This window comes from Streptomyces sp. XM83C (genome assembly GCF_023072675.1).
In the GTDB taxonomy this organism is placed as follows: domain Bacteria; phylum Actinomycetota; class Actinomycetes; order Streptomycetales; family Streptomycetaceae; genus Streptomyces; species Streptomyces thermocoprophilus.
The window spans coordinates 1-13949 of sequence record NZ_JALLGL010000034.1; the positions used below are offsets into that span (position 1 = coordinate 1).

16 protein-coding genes are annotated in these 13949 nt (G+C 72.9%); 10 read left to right on the plus strand and 6 right to left on the minus strand.

Annotation, left to right across the window (positions count from 1 at the left end; genetic code table 11):
• Nucleotides 1-147 precede the first annotated feature (147 nt).
• The 6 genes from MTQ10_RS06575 to MTQ10_RS06600 all read left to right on the plus strand — a co-directional run bounded on the left by MTQ10_RS06575 (nucleotide 148) and on the right by MTQ10_RS06600 (nucleotide 5931).
• Nucleotides 148-921 carry an ABC transporter ATP-binding protein gene (locus tag MTQ10_RS06575; RefSeq protein WP_247463210.1) on the plus strand — a complete coding sequence of 258 codons (774 nt, stop codon included), beginning with the start codon at nucleotides 148-150 and terminating at the stop codon, nucleotides 919-921.
• Entirely contained in the window at nucleotides 918-1703 is a 786-nt protein-coding gene (locus MTQ10_RS06580) for an ABC transporter ATP-binding protein (RefSeq protein WP_247463212.1), read from the plus strand. Before MTQ10_RS06575 ends, MTQ10_RS06580 begins: the two co-directional genes overlap by 4 nt.
• Nucleotides 1700-2596: a branched-chain amino acid ABC transporter permease gene (locus MTQ10_RS06585; RefSeq protein WP_247463214.1), complete on the plus strand. Its 897-nt coding sequence runs from the start codon at nucleotides 1700-1702 to the stop codon at nucleotides 2594-2596. Before MTQ10_RS06580 ends, MTQ10_RS06585 begins: the two co-directional genes overlap by 4 nt.
• Nucleotides 2589-3713, plus strand: coding sequence for a branched-chain amino acid ABC transporter permease (locus MTQ10_RS06590; protein ID WP_247463216.1), 1125 nt, complete (start codon nucleotides 2589-2591; stop codon nucleotides 3711-3713). Before MTQ10_RS06585 ends, MTQ10_RS06590 begins: the two co-directional genes overlap by 8 nt.
• Entirely contained in the window at nucleotides 3710-4978 is a 1269-nt protein-coding gene (locus MTQ10_RS06595) for an ABC transporter substrate-binding protein (protein WP_247463218.1), read from the plus strand. The genes MTQ10_RS06590 and MTQ10_RS06595 overlap by 4 nt, the downstream gene beginning before the upstream one ends.
• A gap of 134 nt (nucleotides 4979-5112) precedes the next feature.
• Entirely contained in the window at nucleotides 5113-5931 is an 819-nt protein-coding gene (locus MTQ10_RS06600) for an SAM-dependent methyltransferase (protein ID WP_247463219.1), read from the plus strand.
• Between the two features lie 48 nt (nucleotides 5932-5979).
• Here the strand turns inward: MTQ10_RS06600 and MTQ10_RS06605 are convergent, their stop codons facing one another.
• Both MTQ10_RS06605 and MTQ10_RS06610 read right to left on the minus strand, forming a co-directional pair.
• Nucleotides 5980-6900: a helix-turn-helix domain-containing protein gene (locus tag MTQ10_RS06605; protein WP_247463220.1), complete on the minus strand. Its 921-nt coding sequence runs from the start codon at nucleotides 6898-6900 to the stop codon at nucleotides 5980-5982.
• Nucleotides 6901-7042: 142 nt separating this feature from the next.
• The gene (locus MTQ10_RS06610) at nucleotides 7043-7273 is read right to left on the minus strand and encodes a DUF397 domain-containing protein (RefSeq protein ID WP_247463221.1); all 231 of its coding nucleotides are present in this window, start codon (nucleotides 7271-7273) and stop codon (nucleotides 7043-7045) included.
• A gap of 140 nt (nucleotides 7274-7413) precedes the next feature.
• Between MTQ10_RS06610 and MTQ10_RS06615 the strand changes: the two genes are divergently transcribed.
• The gene (locus MTQ10_RS06615; RefSeq protein ID WP_247463222.1) at nucleotides 7414-7968 is read left to right on the plus strand and encodes a hypothetical protein; all 555 of its coding nucleotides are present in this window, start codon (nucleotides 7414-7416) and stop codon (nucleotides 7966-7968) included.
• A gap of 94 nt (nucleotides 7969-8062) precedes the next feature.
• Here MTQ10_RS06615 and MTQ10_RS06620 read toward each other — a convergent pair whose 3' ends face one another.
• A complete protein-coding gene (locus tag MTQ10_RS06620; protein WP_247463223.1) occupies nucleotides 8063-8407 on the minus strand; it encodes a hypothetical protein in 345 nt (114 codons plus the stop codon).
• A 250-nt stretch (nucleotides 8408-8657) separates the two neighbouring features.
• Between MTQ10_RS06620 and MTQ10_RS06625 the strand changes: the two genes are divergently transcribed.
• Together MTQ10_RS06625 and MTQ10_RS06630 are read left to right on the plus strand one after the other, a co-directional pair.
• Nucleotides 8658-8915, plus strand: a complete 258-nt coding sequence (locus MTQ10_RS06625; protein WP_247463224.1) for a DUF5133 domain-containing protein — start codon at nucleotides 8658-8660, stop codon at nucleotides 8913-8915.
• 146 nt (nucleotides 8916-9061) lie between these two features.
• A complete protein-coding gene (locus MTQ10_RS06630) occupies nucleotides 9062-9277 on the plus strand; it encodes a hypothetical protein (protein ID WP_247463225.1) in 216 nt (71 codons plus the stop codon).
• Between the two features lie 12 nt (nucleotides 9278-9289).
• On the opposite strand, the gene tgmB is transcribed toward MTQ10_RS06630, so the two are convergent.
• On the minus strand, nucleotides 9290-10276 hold the full coding sequence (tgmB, locus tag MTQ10_RS06635) for an ATP-grasp ribosomal peptide maturase (protein ID WP_247463226.1): 987 nt from the start codon (nucleotides 10274-10276) through the stop codon (nucleotides 9290-9292).
• A gap of 17 nt (nucleotides 10277-10293) precedes the next feature.
• Complete coding sequence (tgmA, locus tag MTQ10_RS06640) at nucleotides 10294-10485, minus strand: putative ATP-grasp-modified RiPP (RefSeq protein WP_110634798.1); 192 nt, start codon at nucleotides 10483-10485, stop codon at nucleotides 10294-10296.
• Between the two features lie 1302 nt (nucleotides 10486-11787).
• Between tgmA and MTQ10_RS06645 the strand changes: the two genes are divergently transcribed.
• On the plus strand, nucleotides 11788-12375 hold the full coding sequence (locus MTQ10_RS06645; protein ID WP_247463227.1) for a hypothetical protein: 588 nt from the start codon (nucleotides 11788-11790) through the stop codon (nucleotides 12373-12375).
• Between the two features lie 45 nt (nucleotides 12376-12420).
• On the opposite strand, the gene MTQ10_RS06650 is transcribed toward MTQ10_RS06645, so the two are convergent.
• Complete coding sequence (locus tag MTQ10_RS06650; RefSeq protein WP_247463228.1) at nucleotides 12421-13632, minus strand: hypothetical protein; 1212 nt, start codon at nucleotides 13630-13632, stop codon at nucleotides 12421-12423.
• Nucleotides 13633-13949 lie beyond the last annotated feature (317 nt).

Below are 13949 nucleotides of genomic sequence, written 5' to 3' on the forward strand. Positions count from 1 at the left end.
CGCACAACCCCCCGCCGTCCCCGTTGGGACCCCGCAGCGTCCGGACCGTCGGCGCTGTCCCCGGCGCCGGACGCCGTGCTGTCGTGGCAGCCCTTCCCCCGAACACCGCACCCCGTGCCACCCCCGGCACGGATTCGAGGAGCCGCGATGCCCGAAGCACCACCGGACGACCAGCCCGCGCTGCACGTCGAGCATCTCGACGTGACGTACGGGCGCGCCCTGTCCGCCCTCCGCGACGTGTCCCTGACCGTGCCGCCGGCCGGCATCGTCGCGCTGCTCGGAGCCAACGGCGCCGGCAAGACGACGCTGCTGCGCGCCGTGTCGGGCACGCTGCGCCTGCACCGCGGCGCGATCACCGCCGGCCGCGTCCGCTACGGCGACAGCGTCCTCGACGGACGGGACCCCGTCGCCGCCGTACGCGCCGGAGTCGTACAGGTCCCGGAAGGGCGAAGGGTGTTCGGGGGACTGACCGTCGACGAGAACCTGCGCGCCGGAGGCCTCGGCCTCGCCCGGCGCAGGCCCGCCGAGGTCGCCGAGGCCCGCGACCGGGTCTTCGCGCTGTTCCCCAGGCTCGCCGAACGCACCCGGCAGGCCGCGGGACTGCTGTCCGGCGGCGAGCAGCAGATGCTCGCGATCGGCCGCGCGCTGATGGCCCATCCACGGCTGCTCCTGCTCGACGAGCCCTCCCTCGGTCTCGCCCCGCTCATGGTCGACCGCATCGCCGACGTCGTCCGCGAGATCAACACCCAGGGCACCGCCGTCCTGCTGGTCGAGCAGAACGCCGGCATGGCCCTGTCCCTCGCCGGCCACGCCCACGTCCTGGACGTCGGCGAGATACGGCTGTCCGGCCCGGCCACCGAACTCGCCCGCACCGACGCGGTACGCCGCCTCTACCTGGGCGACGGACAGGGGGCCGCATGAGCGTCCCGTCCTTGCAGGTCCGCGACGTCACCGTACGCTTCGCCGGGCTCACCGCCCTCGACGACGTCTCCTTCACCGTCGCCCCCGGCACCACCCACGCCCTCATCGGGCCCAACGGCGCGGGCAAGTCGACCTGCTTCAACGTCCTGTCCGGCCTGTACCGCCCGGCCGCCGGCAGCGTCCGGCTCGGCGACACCGAGCTGACACGGCTCGCCCCGCACCGCATCGCCGCACTCGGCGTGGCCCGTACCTTCCAGAACATCGTCATCACCGACGGCACCGTCGCCGACAACCTGATGCTCGGGCGGCACATCCTCACCCGTGCCGGGTTCGCCGCGAGCGCCCTGCATCTGCCGCGTGCGCGCAGAGAACAACGCGACCATCGCGCCCGCGCCCGGGAGACAGCCGAACTCGTCGGGATCGGCGCCCACTTCGACAGCCTCGTCGGTCTGCTGTCGTACGGGGACCGCAAGCGTGTCGAGCTGGCCCGTGCCCTGTGCCTGGAGCCGCGCGTGCTGCTCCTCGACGAGCCCGTCGCCGGGATGAACGCCGGTGAAAGGGCACGGATGGCCGAGGTGATCCAGGACGTGCGGACCGAACTCGGGCTGTCCGTCGTCCTCGTGGAGCACGACATGGGACTCGTGATGCGGCTCGCCGACGAGGTCACCGTCCTCGACTTCGGCCGGCGCATCGCGCACGGCAGCCCCGACGAGGTCCGCCGTGATCCCGAGGTGCTGCGCGCCTACCTCGGCTCCGTCGCCGAAGGGGAGGGAGCGGCATGAGCGCGCTCGTCGACGACCTCATCGACGGGCTCGCCCTCGGCTCCGTCTACGCCCTGGTCGCCCTCGGTTTCGTCGTCATCTTCAAGGCCTCCGGCGTCATCAACTTCGCGCAGGGGTCCCTGCTGCTGTTCGGCGGCTACCTCACCGCCGTCCTCCACGACGACCTCGGCTTCGCCGGAGCCCTCGCCGTGGCCGTCCTCGCGACCGCGCTCCTCGCGGGCGCCGTCGACCGGCTGCTTCTTCGGCGCGGCGACCCCGACCCGCGCATGGCGCACGTGCAGACCATCGTCACCATCGGCGTCGACATCGTGCTCCTCACCGACCTGTCCCGGCGGATCGGCGGCGATCTGCTGTCCCTCGGCGACCCCTGGGGCGACGCCGTCGTCACCGTCGGCCAGGTGACCGTCGCCGAGAGCCGCATCGCCGCCATCGTCGTGTCCGCCGTGGCCATCGCCGCCGTGTTCGCCCTGTTCCGGTGGACCCCGTGGGGGCTGTCCCTGCGCGCCGCCGCCGAGGACACGGAGGCCGCCGCACTCATGGGCGTACGGCTCGGCCGCGTCCGGATGCTCGCCTGGTGCCTGGCGGGCGCGCTCGCCGCGCTGGCGGCGGTGTTCCTCGCCGCGTTCCCCGCGCCCGGCCTGGAACGCACCACCGGCCAGATCGCCCTGAAAGCGTTCCCCGCGGCCATCCTCGGCGGCATGGCCTCCCCGCCCGGCGCCCTCGCAGGCAGCCTCCTCATCGGACTGACCGAGGCCCTCGTCGCCGGCCACCAGTCCGACCTGCACGTCCTCGGCGAGGGCTTCGGCGATGTCGCACCGTACGCCGTGATGGTCCTCGTCCTGCTGGTCCGGCCCACCGGACTGTTCGGCGCGAAGGGAGCGGCCCGTGTCTGACCGCCGACTCGTCAAACCCGTCGCCGTCGCCGCCCTGGCGGTGCTGCTGTGCCTGCCGCCGTTCTACCTGGACGCGTTCTGGCTGCGCATCGGCCTGTTCTCGCTGGCCGCCGCCATCGGCGCGACCGGCCTGTCCCTGCTGTCCGGCACCGCCGGCCAGCTCTCCCTCGGCCACGCCTTCTTCCTCGCCGTCGGCGCCTACGGCTACACGTGGCTGGCCGGGGACCCCGGCCCCGGACTGCCGACCGCGCTCGCCGCGCTGCTCGCCGTGCTCCTCGCGGGCGCCGCGGGCGGCCTGTTCAGCCCCGTCGCCGGCCGTGTCCGCGGCATCTACCTCGGCGTCGCCACCCTCGCCCTGGTCTTCCTCGGCCACCATCTGCTGCTCACCGCGGACTCCGTCACCGGCGGCTTCAACGGCCGCTCCGTGCCCCCGCTCGCCGTCGGCGGCTTCGCCTTCACCGGCGACGACCCCGGACTCACCGTCCTCGGCGTGCCGTTCGGCGCGGAGGAACGCCTGTGGTACCTGGCGCTCGCCCTGTTCGCGCTCACCTGGTTCACCGCACGCGGTCTGCTGCGCTCCCGGCCCGGCCGCGCCCTGGCCGCGCTCCGTGACAGCGAGACCGCGGCGGCCGTGATGGGTGTCGACGTCGCCCGCTACCGCTCCGCCGCCTTCGTGGTGTCGTCGATGTACGCCGGGCTCGCGGGCGTCCTGCTCGCCCTCGCGTTCCGCCGCGTCGTCCCCGACTACTTCTCCCTCGCCCTGTCCGTCGACTACCTCGCCATGATCGTCATCGGCGGCCTGGGAACCGTCGCCGGAGCCACCGCCGGCGCCGTGTTCGTCACCGCGCTGCCGCTGCTGATGACCCGGTACGCCGACCGGCTGCCGCTCGTCGCCGCACCCGGCTCCGGCGACGCCGGCATCGGCCCGACGGAGGCCGCCCGCTACCTCTACGGCGCCGTCGTCGTCGTGATCCTGCTGTACGCCCCCGACGGCCTGCACGGCCTCGCCCGCCGCGTCCGCGCCCGGATGCGCCGGCGCCGCACCCCGGCCGGGCAGAACACCGCACCCGCCGTCCCTCCGGCACCCGCCGCACGACCCAAGGAGCACACCCCGTGAACACCACGCACCCCCGGCGCCGCACCGCCGCCGTCGCCGGAGCCCTGGCCCTGCTGCTCGCGGCCACCGGATGCAGCTCCAAAGCCGACGGCAAGGGCGCCTCGTCGAGCGCCGACGGCGTCCGCACCGGCCCCGGCGTCACCGCCTCCACCATCCGGCTCGGCGCCCTCACCGACCTGACCGGCCCTTACGCCAGCCTCGGCAAGTCCATCGTGCAGGCCCAGCAGATGTGGGCCGACGAGACCAACGCGGAGGGCGGCATCTGCGACCGCAAGATCGAGATCGTGGTCAAGGACCACGGCTACGACGTGCAGAAAGCCGTCACCGCGTACGCCGACATCGCCCCGGACGTCGTCGCGCTGCCGCAGGTCATCGGCTCCCCGGTGGTGGCCGCGCTGCTCGACGACATCGACCGCGACCACATGCTCACCTTCCCGCAGGCCTGGGCCGCCTCCCTGCTCGGCAAGGAGTCCGTGCAGGTCATCGGCACCACCTACGACATCGACATGATCGCCGCCGTGGACTTCCTCACCCGCACCAAGGGCCTGAAGAAGGGCGACACCATCGGCCATGTCTACTTCGAGGGCGACTACGGCGCCAACGCCCTGGAGGGCAGCACCTGGGCGGCGCAGCAGGCCGGGCTGCGGATCGAGGGGCAGAAGATCAAGGCGACCGACACGGACCTGTCCGCGCAGGTCTCCGCGCTGCGGCAGGCCGGCGTGAAGGCCATCCTGATCAGCGCCGGACCCGCGCAGACGGCTTCCCTGGTCGGCGTCGCGGCCTCCCGCGGCCTGCGCGTCCCCGTCGTCAGCAGCGCGCCCGGCTTCGCACCGCAGCTGATGAAGACGCCCGCGGCACCCGCTCTCGCAGCGATGCTGCACATCGTCAGCGCCGCCCCCGCCGTCAGCAGCGAGCTGGCCGGCGTGCGCGCCATGGTGACCTCGTACAAGAAGAAGTACCCGGGCTCCCCGGTCGACTCCGGTGTGCTCTCCGGCTACAACGCCGCCCAACTGATCGGCGCCGACCTGCAGAAGGCGTGCGCGGCGGGCGGGCTCACCCGCGAGGACGTGGTCAGGGCGCACCGCTCGCGCAGTCACGCCGACACCGGCCTCGGCAGCCCGCAGGACTTCTCCGACGCCGCCAGCCCCGCCGCACGGGAGACGTACGTGCTGCGCCCGGACGCCCAAGCCGACGGCGGTGTCGTGAACGAGGAGGACGCCCACAAGGCGCCCGGCGTCGACGAGTATCTGAGCACGCGCGGCTGAACCGCCGGGGGGAAGGCCGGCCACCGGGCGAGGGCCCGGTGGCCGGCCCGTCCGCACATGCGGGTCGAGCCCGCGCACACGAGGCTGTACTCTCTGTCACACCAAGGGAGTTGGCGGTACGAGCTGGGGGAGCGATGTCCACCGAGAAACCACTGTCCATGAAGATCGACGCCGACGTCCCGACCGCGGCCCGGATGTACGACTACTACCTCGGCGGCAAGGACAACTACGCCGCCGACCGCGCCGCCGTCGAGGAACTGGACAAGGTCGTCCCCAGCACCCGCGCCCTCGCGCTGAACAACCGCCGCTTCCTCCAGCGTGTCGTCCGCACCATCGCCGAGGACCACGGCATCCGGCAGTTCCTGGACCACGGCTCAGGCCTGCCCACCCAGGACAACGTGCACCAGGTCGCCCAGCGCGTCGACCCCAGCGCTCACGTCGTGTACGTCGACAACGACCCGATGGTGCTGGTGCACGGGCGCGCCCTGCTGGAGCAGGACGAACGCACCACGGTGATCCACGCCGACATGCGGGACACCGACGGCATCTTCGAACACCCCGACACCCGGCGTCTGATCGACTTCTCCCAGCCGGTGGCCGTGCTGTTCAACTCGGTCTTCCACTGCATCCCGGACAGCGACACCGACGGCCCGCTCGCCGTGGTCCGCCGGGTCCGCGAGCGGCTCGCGCCCGGCAGCATCCTCGTGATGTGCCAGCTCGTCAGCGGCGACCCCGAGGTCCGCAGGTTCGTCACCGACTTCATGGACCAGGTCACCCAGGGCCACTGGGGGCGCGTCCGCGAGGAGAAGGACGTCGCCGAGTGGTTCGAGGGTCTCGAGATCCTCGAACCGGGGCTGGTGGAGGTGTCGACCTGGCGGCCCGACAGCGAGCTGGTGCCCCGTCAGAAGACGCAGGAGTGGATCGAGTTCGGCGGTGTGGGACGCCTGCCCTGACGAGTGCCGTCACGGGGAGCCGCCTCCGGCGGGGGAGCGAGCCGGTCGTCACGACGCCGGGTAGCGGCTCTCCATCGTGTCGCGCAGCAGGGTCAGCGAGGCACGCGGCTGCAACGCCTCGTCGGCCAGCCGGTCCAGGGCGAGCCGGTACTCCTCCGTCTCGTCCCGGTCCTCCAGGAAGTTCGCGCTGCGGATGTGCTCCAGATACACCACGTCGGGCAGGTCGAGACCGCCGAACCGCAGATAGGTGATCGGGATGGCGGGCGCCGAGGCGTTGGTGACGTCCAGCGGCACCACCTGCACGGTGATGTGCGGACGTTGCGCCATCTCGATCAGATGCGCGAGCTGTTCCCGCATGACCTGCCGGCTGCCCAGCACCCGCAGCAGCACCGACTCGTCGAGGACGGCCCACAGCCGGGGCGCGTCCGTGCGGTGCAGCAGCTGTGTGCGCCGCATCCGCAGATCGACCCGGCGCTGAACCTCCGCGGAAGGCGCGTTCGGCAGCCCGCGCTCCACCACGGCACGCGCGTACGCCGGGGTCTGCAACAGGCCGGGGACGTACTGGATCTCGAACGTACGGATCGTGGCCGCCGCTTCCTGGAGGCCGACCAGCCGTTCGAACCATTCCGGCATCAGCCGTTTGTCGTACCGCTGCCACCAGCCGGGTTCACCCGCGCGCTGGAGCAGCCGCAGCAGCACCGACGCCTCGTGCTCACCGGTGCCGTACAGATCGAGCAGCTTGCGGACGTCGTCCTCGGTCGGCGGGCGCCGGCCCTTGCCGGACTCGATCCGGGACAGTTTCGCCCCGCTGAAACCGACCGCGCGGGCCGCCTGGTCCTGGGAGAGGCCCGCGTCCTCACGGAAGCCCGCGAGCTGAACGCCCACCAGCATCTTCAGGAGAGTGGGAGCGGGCTCGGTCCCGTCCAGATAGGATTCCAGCCGGGAGGTACGGGGTGACTCGAAAGGCATCCTGACTCCCAGTTGACCGGCAGACCTGAAGGCCAGAGTACCGCACCCCGACCGAGCCCGGCTGCTGTTCCTTCCGTATCGACAAGGGGAGTTGGCGCACCCGACCGGGCGTGCGCCACCCCCCTGCGGCGGGACGGCCGCCTCACACCAGGTGGTCGAACTCCCCGTCCTTGGCCCCGGCGAGGAACGCCGCCACCTCGGCGGGCGTGTACACGAGCGCGGGTCCGTCGGGGTCGCGCGAGTTGCGCAGCGCGACACCGCCCTCGGGCAGCGCGGCGACCTCCACACAGTTGCCCTCGGCGTTGCTGTGCCGGCTCTTGATCCAGCGGACGTCCAGCGAACTCGCCCGCACTCCGTTGCGTACTGATGCCACCGCACTCTCCTAGCCGCTCGTGCGAAATTTCCCGCGCAATTTCTCGTGCAATTGCACGGGAAGGCTGTCTGGGTGGATAATAGCCGGGGCGTCAACCCGTGTGCCGATGCCCGTACCTGACGCCGTATCAGGGAGAAACCGTGTCCTCACCAGCGCATCGGGCGCCTCGGCCGGCCGACGGGACCGACGGACGGCACGGCGCGCCCGGCACCGCCACCGCCCGCGCCACGGCCCTCGCCTCGCTCGACCGGGTGCCCTGGGCGGAGATCAAGGACTCCACCGGCTCCGCCGCCGCGATCCCGCGGCTGCTGAGAACCATCGCCTGGGGCGACCCGGATTCCGCCAGGGCAGCCCTCGACGACGTGCGCAGACGCATCTGCCAGTACGGCTTCGTCGTCGAACAGGCCACCGCCGCGACCGTGCCGTACCTGTGGGAACTCGCCCAGCTCCCGCAGGTCACCTGTCGAGCGCAGATCATCCAGCTGCTGAAGAACATCGCCGACGCCCGGCAGTGGGAGCGGACCGCCGCGGTCTACCCGAAGCTGCTCAACCGCCGCGAGAACCACGTCACCTGGGAGCGTGCCGCCCGCCAGGCCGTCCGCTCCCGCCGCGCCGACCTGGGCAGACTGCTCACCGACGCGGACGCCGAGATCACCCGCGCCACCAAGGAACTCGCCCGCACCCTGGGCGAATAGCCGACCCGCCCCGGCTCCGGGCGCACTCCGCTCAGACCGGGGCGCACGGAAGCGCGAGGCGGGTACGCCGCAGGGGGGCGCGCCCCCGGGGGCCTCAGGCCGCGCTGCTGCGCCGGGAACCGTGCGCGCAGCCCGCGTCATGGTCCGTGCCCAGGCTGGTCCACCACCGCTCGCAGCAGGCCGCCTCCAGCTCGGCACGCACCACCGCCTCCGTGCCGACGGCATCCGGCGCGGCGGCCTCCCCGGCACGCCGGACTGCCCGGCGCAGATCGCACAGCACGCTCTCGCGCACGGCCGCGATCAGCGGGACGAGGCCCGCCGCGCCGAAGAGGCAGCTCGCCCAGACAGGGCCGTGCCGGAACTCCAGTACGGCCGTCCAGGCCAGGCCGGCGCCGGTGGTGACATAGAGGACGGTCAGGAAGCGGCTGGACCAGCTCATGGAGAACACCGTTCATAGCCGGGGACAACTGCCCTGCCCAACGCCGTCCGGGGCCCGAAGGGAGCGGCCCGCGCCCCCGTGACGACGGTTCGGGTGAATCAGGGTGACCGTCCGTATCCCGGGACGAACACGGAACTGTCGGTCCACCCCCACGGCTCGCGTGAAAATTACGGCGGAGACACGCGAAAAGCGTGCATAGTCCTGTCCGGCGCGGGCATACGGAGCAAAAAATGCAGAGAGGGGAACTCCGTTGCTCGTGCCGGACCCGAAGACCGTCAGGATCCTGCTGACGCGGTACGCCACACTGAAGATCGCTCAGGCGGAGAGGGAGAGGGCGACGGCCGCCCGGGAGCTGGAGGACGTGAGCTACACCCTGTGCGTCCTGATGGGCTGCACCAGCGTGGAGGACGCCATCACCAAGGCGGACGCCCTGCTTCTGGGAGCGGGCCGCGGCAGGGCCGAGACGGCCGGGAAGGACGGGGAGAGCGGTCTCTCGCTGGCCGTCTGACGTCTGCGCGCCGCCGTGGCCCTGGCACATTTCCCACCGGCGGCGCAACCACTCCGGCCTCTTGCGCACCCCGAGGTGCGCGGGCGCCTAGACTCGGCAGCCGTGCCATGGCACATGGACGTATGAGATGAAAGGCGCGTTGCCGGGTGTTCCACGATTCCCCCATCTATGACCGACTGATCGCGGAGTGCGGCGACGTACCCGCCGATGTGCGCCGGGAGGCCGAGCGCGTCCACCGGGAACTGGAACTCGTCCTGCGTCCCCTCCAGTCGCCCGGCCTCCCCGACGCACCGGGCCGCACCCCCCAGGGCGGCGGCGGATGGCAGCGCACCGCCCTGTTGCCCGGTCCCAGACCTCAGTGACCCGTCGGGCCGTCAGGGCAGCGCCGAACCGGCCCGGTTGACGCTCCGCGGCTGCTCGTCCGCGAGCGGCCGGCCCAGCCACTCGGCGATCGTGCGGGAGATCGGCTGCCCCGTGTCGACCTCCACGAAGCCGAACTGGCCCGACTGGTTGCACTCCAGGAACCACCACGTCCCGTCGGCGTCCTCGGCGAAGTCGAACGCCCCGTACGCCAGTTGCGCCTCGCGCAGATAGACGCGGACGGCGTCCGCGACCCGCGGCGGCACCTCCGCGGGCTGCCACGGCCCGGCCGCCGGAGCGAACCGTACGTCGACCAGGTCCGGGTCGGCGTGCGGATCGGCCGGCATACGCGCCGCGAGCAGCTCCTCGCCCACGGCCGTCAGCCGGATGTCCGCCCGCTTCGCGACCCGCCGCTGCAACAGCGTCGGGCCGTAGGCGACGGCCGTGAAGTCCGAGTCCGGGTCGACCCGGCTCGTCGGCACCGCCCGCGGCGGGTCCTGCGGGTGCGCGCCCGAGACGGGCTTGACCACCAGATCCGGGTAGCGCGCCGCGAAATCCCGCGCGGCCTGCGGGAACGTCGTGATCAGCGTGGCCGGCACGGGCAGTCCGCTGCGCTGGGCGAGCCGCAGCTGCCACGGCTTGTGCCGGGCGCGCCGGGCCGCGTCCGGGTGGTTCATCCAGCGGGCCGGCACGCCCCGCAGCATGCCGTACAACGCCTGTTCGGACTCCTCCGTCAGCCACGCCGACGGGGTGAGAGCGCGCGCGGCCGCCGCACCGGGTCTGCGGACCCACACGGACCGCACCCCGTCCAGGCTCACCAGACGCCCCGCGGACGACAGATGCCCGCGGAACGCCCCATGCACGTACTCGCCGGAGAGCGCGACGCCGCTCGTCAGATCGGCGGGATCGAACCGGACCACCGGGACGCCCAGCGCGTGCAGGTGGACCACCACCATGTCCGCCGTGACGTCCTCTTCAGAGGTCAGGATCAACACGGTCATCGTCGTGGGTTCCGTGTTCAGTCGTCGAAATGGGTTTTCGAACCGGCGGTCGAGGTCGTGGTCCCCAACTCCCTCAGCAGGGCGTGGTCACGAGCCGCTATCCCGCCGTCCAGGAGCACGTTCAGCTGCAGTCCGGAGTCGTAGGTGTAGGGCGTGGCGAATTCCAACTCCGCCGCGGGGCGTGCGTAGTTGAGCGCGAACGGTTGCATCGTCTCTCCCTCTTCGGTACTGCCTCGAACAAGCGGCGCCGCCGGACGGCACCGCCTTGCCCAGCGCATTCCTGCGACCTCCAGTCACTTATACGAATCGAACGGGTGATTGGTTTCCTCACTTTCCGTGACGAATGCGGAGTACGGGCTTCACCGGACGTCGACCTCGGCCGACGCCCGGCGCCGCGCTCCGCGGTCGAGGTGCGGGGGAATGCGGGTTCCTGCGTGGCACTGGGGGTTCTGCGGGGGGCTGATGGTGTGTGCGGGGTGCGGGGCGGTGTGGCGTGTGCTCGGTGGCGAGTGGTGTGCGAGGTGCGATGTGGTGTGGCGTCTGCTGGGTGGTGTGCGGGGCGCTGCGAAGTTCTGCATGGCACTGCGGTCTCGGGCGGCTCGCTGGGCGGTGGTGCGCGGGGCGTCGAGGCCCTGCGTGGGGCACTGTGGCACTGGATGCTGTGAATCGGCTGCATGGCAGTGTCGGGCGCTGTGGTGCGCTGTGTGTGGGGGGTGTGTTCGGTGCTGAGAGGCTGTCGCGAGGCACCTGACGTGCACCGCGAGGCGGGTGGTGCTCGGTGCGTGGGGCCGGGCCCGGCGTCAGCGGGCGGCTTCTGTACGGACGTACCGGAGACAGGCGGGTGTCGGCCGTCGCCGACGGCCCGTCAGGTGCACGTCCGGCCGGGAACCGGCGGTCGGAATCGGCGCGGCCGCTGCCCGGATCGCGGCCACGGCGACGAGCGTGGTGGTCGAATCCACGGACCCTCCCCTGCGCGGTGCGCCGCGCCGCGTCTGCTCTTCCCCCGCTTCTGATGGACGGATTCCCGCTTCTGGGCCCGTCCTCACACGAGTGCGCCACCCGAGTGGCGATCACCGCACCGCGCGCCTAGAAATGGTCAGCGTCAAAGCGCGTGTCGCTGTCGGGGCTGGGGCGACCGCATCCCTCGGAAAAGGCACAGCATGATCACCCGCATTTCACGGCCCGCCGAGGGCCGACTCTCCGCCTCGCTCACCGAAGCCGACTCCGACGCCGACACGGAGTCCGACCCCGACACCGATGCCCTTGTCCGCGCCTGCACCGACAGCGGCGCCGCCGGGCCGGCCGAGGCCGGGCCCGGCCTCGCACCGCCCTGCGACCGTGCGAGGGACGCCATGGCATCCGGTGCCAGGGCCTCTCGGATCGATGGCCGACCCGCCGCAGGGGCCGCGCTCGGCGCGACCGGCGGGGGCGGTTCCGCCGGTGCCGTGTCCCCGAACGCCGGTCGCAAAGTGACGTATCTCACGTCCCTGGGAGGTGTGACGGCCGGGGTCATGGAGGTTCCGGTGGCGAGCGCGGCCGGTGGGGTGAGCGTGCTGCCGGTGGTGGTCGCGTCGCCCGGACCCGAACAAGCCCGGACGGGACTGCCGTTGCGCGGGGAACGCCGGTGCGCGGTCCGTCGGAAGAAGCGGGACGACGCCGCTGGGCGCGGCGACGCCCATGGGCGGTACGGGGCCGAGGCCCACGCCGGGACCGTCCTGCGGCTGACCTCCCTCGCCACAGTGGTGCTCGCCCTGTGCGGGGCCGTCCACTTCCCGCTGCACCGCCACGGGCAGCCCGCGGACGTGTACGGGCTCGCCCTGGCGATGTCCGGTGCCTGCCTCGTGTCGGCGCTCCTGCTGGCCGTACGGCCCTCCCGGACGGCGCTGTGCGCCGCCGTGGTCGTGCCGGCCGCCCTGGCCGGCGTCCAGGCCCTCTCCGGGCGCCTCGGGGCGCCCGGACTGGTGCGGTCGCTCGGGCTCACCCTCGCGCCCTCCTGGCTGGCCTCCGCCGTCGCGGTCCTCGCCGCGGCGACCGCGCTGGCGGCGCTGCTCGTCCTCGCCCGGGTGCCGGGGGAGCGGCGCGTGGCGACGCCGACCTGACGCCTCGCGGGGGCGGGGCCGTGGGTACGGGCCGGGGTGCGGCGGCTACGGACTCGCTGTCCGCGTCGTACCGCCCGCCTCGCCGTCCTTCGCCGAGGAGCGGCCCCCGTCCGGGACGCGCGCGGGCGGCGCCGGCGGGCGCCACGCCTTCGCCGAGTCCTTGAGCCGCTCCAACGTGCGCGTCAGCTGCGGGAAGCGCGCGCCGCCGGTGCGCCCCGGCCGCTGCTGGGGCACGGCGACCTCCGCTGCCGCCTCCCGGTACGCGGCCAGCGCCTCCTGGGCCCGCTCGGCCGCCTCCCGGTACAGGTCCCGCGACCTCGTCATCGCCTCCAGCGCCTCGGCGTACATCGCCACCAGCTCCCGCTCACGGTGCAGCTCCTCCTCCAGCGTGAACAGATGCCACTGCTCGCGCACCGCCGTCAGCAACTCCGCCGCGTCCTGTGGCAGCGGGCGGGGCGCCGTCGCGAAACGCGTCACCAGAGCCACCAGTTCGACAGGCTCCGAGCCGTCGAGGAAGACCGTACGCAGCGTCAGATCGGCCTGATCCACCCCCTCCGGTGCCGGTGTCCCGGGCAGGATCAGTGCCCCGCCGCGCGGCACCCGGAGGCCTGCGTCACGCAGCGCGTAGTTCACGGCGCTCAGCTGCTGCGGCGCCGCACGGTGCTCGACCACCCTGTGGCGCAGGCCGAGCGGGAGATACGACATCAGCGACGCCCTGCCCCGCTCGTCCGGGGTCATCGCCTCGTGCACCACCACATGCACGTCCCACGGGTCACGCGTCGCCTCCCGCAGCACCCGGCGCAGCGCCTTGTCGTCCTCCGGCAGCGCGTTGACCCGCAGATACGCCGACCCGCCCGACGACTCGTGCGGCCAGCCGCCGTCCGGGTCACGCGGCCAGAACATCTCCGACGGAGCCGGCCAGCCCAGATCCCACGCCCGCTCGGCCTCCGCCAGCAGCGTCCACTCCTGCCCGCGGCCGGCGCCCTCGGCGACCGTCAGCCGCGCACGCACCGTGACCTCGCCGGGGACGGCGGCGTCCGTGCCGACCCGCCAGCGGGCCTCGAACGCGCGGCTGCCCGGCGGGGACTCGTCCTCGGGCAGCTCCATGAAGTCCTGCACCGTGCCCTCGTCCTTCAGCAGCTTCAGGTGCTTGCGGACGACGCCCGCGGCGGCGTAGCCGAGGTGGCGGCCTCGGGCCGTCCAGACGGTGGGAGGAGCGACGGGCCGGTCGGCGGGGGTGACGGCAGTGCTGGGCATGGGTCCCTTCGTGAGACGGGGTCGGACGGGGTGCTGCGACCAGTATGGGCGGAGAGGGGTGGGATGCGGGGTTCGGGGTCCCGCGAGGACGCTTGCGGTCGGCACGGTTCCCCGCGCCCCTTTCGGGGCGCCTGGGTTTCGTGGTTCACCGCGGGCCGGTGGGGGCTGGTCGCGCAGTTCGCCGCGCCCCTGGGGCGGGCGCTGGGGGAGGCACCCCGTGGCGCCGGGTGGCGTGACCCACCCCCGCGCCGGTACCCACCCCGGGTGCCCCTGTTGCGCCGGGGCGCGGGGCGTGCGGGGTGTGTCTGGTGTGCGAC

Coding starts and splice junctions, on each gene's coding strand:
- MTQ10_RS06585 (WP_247463214.1), top strand. CDS start 1,700: ATGAGCGCGCTCGTCGACGACCTCATCGACGGGCTCGCCCTCGGCTCC.
- MTQ10_RS06605 (WP_247463220.1), bottom strand. CDS start 6,900: ATGCCTTTCGAGTCACCCCGTACCTCCCGGCTGGAATCCTATCTGGAC.
- tgmB (WP_247463226.1), bottom strand. CDS start 10,276: ATGACCGTGTTGATCCTGACCTCTGAAGAGGACGTCACGGCGGACATG.
- MTQ10_RS06575 (WP_247463210.1), top strand. CDS start 148: ATGCCCGAAGCACCACCGGACGACCAGCCCGCGCTGCACGTCGAGCAT.
- MTQ10_RS06620 (WP_247463223.1), bottom strand. CDS start 8,407: ATGAGCTGGTCCAGCCGCTTCCTGACCGTCCTCTATGTCACCACCGGC.
- MTQ10_RS06600 (WP_247463219.1), top strand. CDS start 5,113: ATGTCCACCGAGAAACCACTGTCCATGAAGATCGACGCCGACGTCCCG.
- tgmA (WP_110634798.1), bottom strand. CDS start 10,485: ATGCAACCGTTCGCGCTCAACTACGCACGCCCCGCGGCGGAGTTGGAA.
- MTQ10_RS06645 (WP_247463227.1), top strand. CDS start 11,788: ATGGAGGTTCCGGTGGCGAGCGCGGCCGGTGGGGTGAGCGTGCTGCCG.
- MTQ10_RS06650 (WP_247463228.1), bottom strand. CDS start 13,632: ATGCCCAGCACTGCCGTCACCCCCGCCGACCGGCCCGTCGCTCCTCCC.
- MTQ10_RS06580 (WP_247463212.1), top strand. CDS start 918: ATGAGCGTCCCGTCCTTGCAGGTCCGCGACGTCACCGTACGCTTCGCC.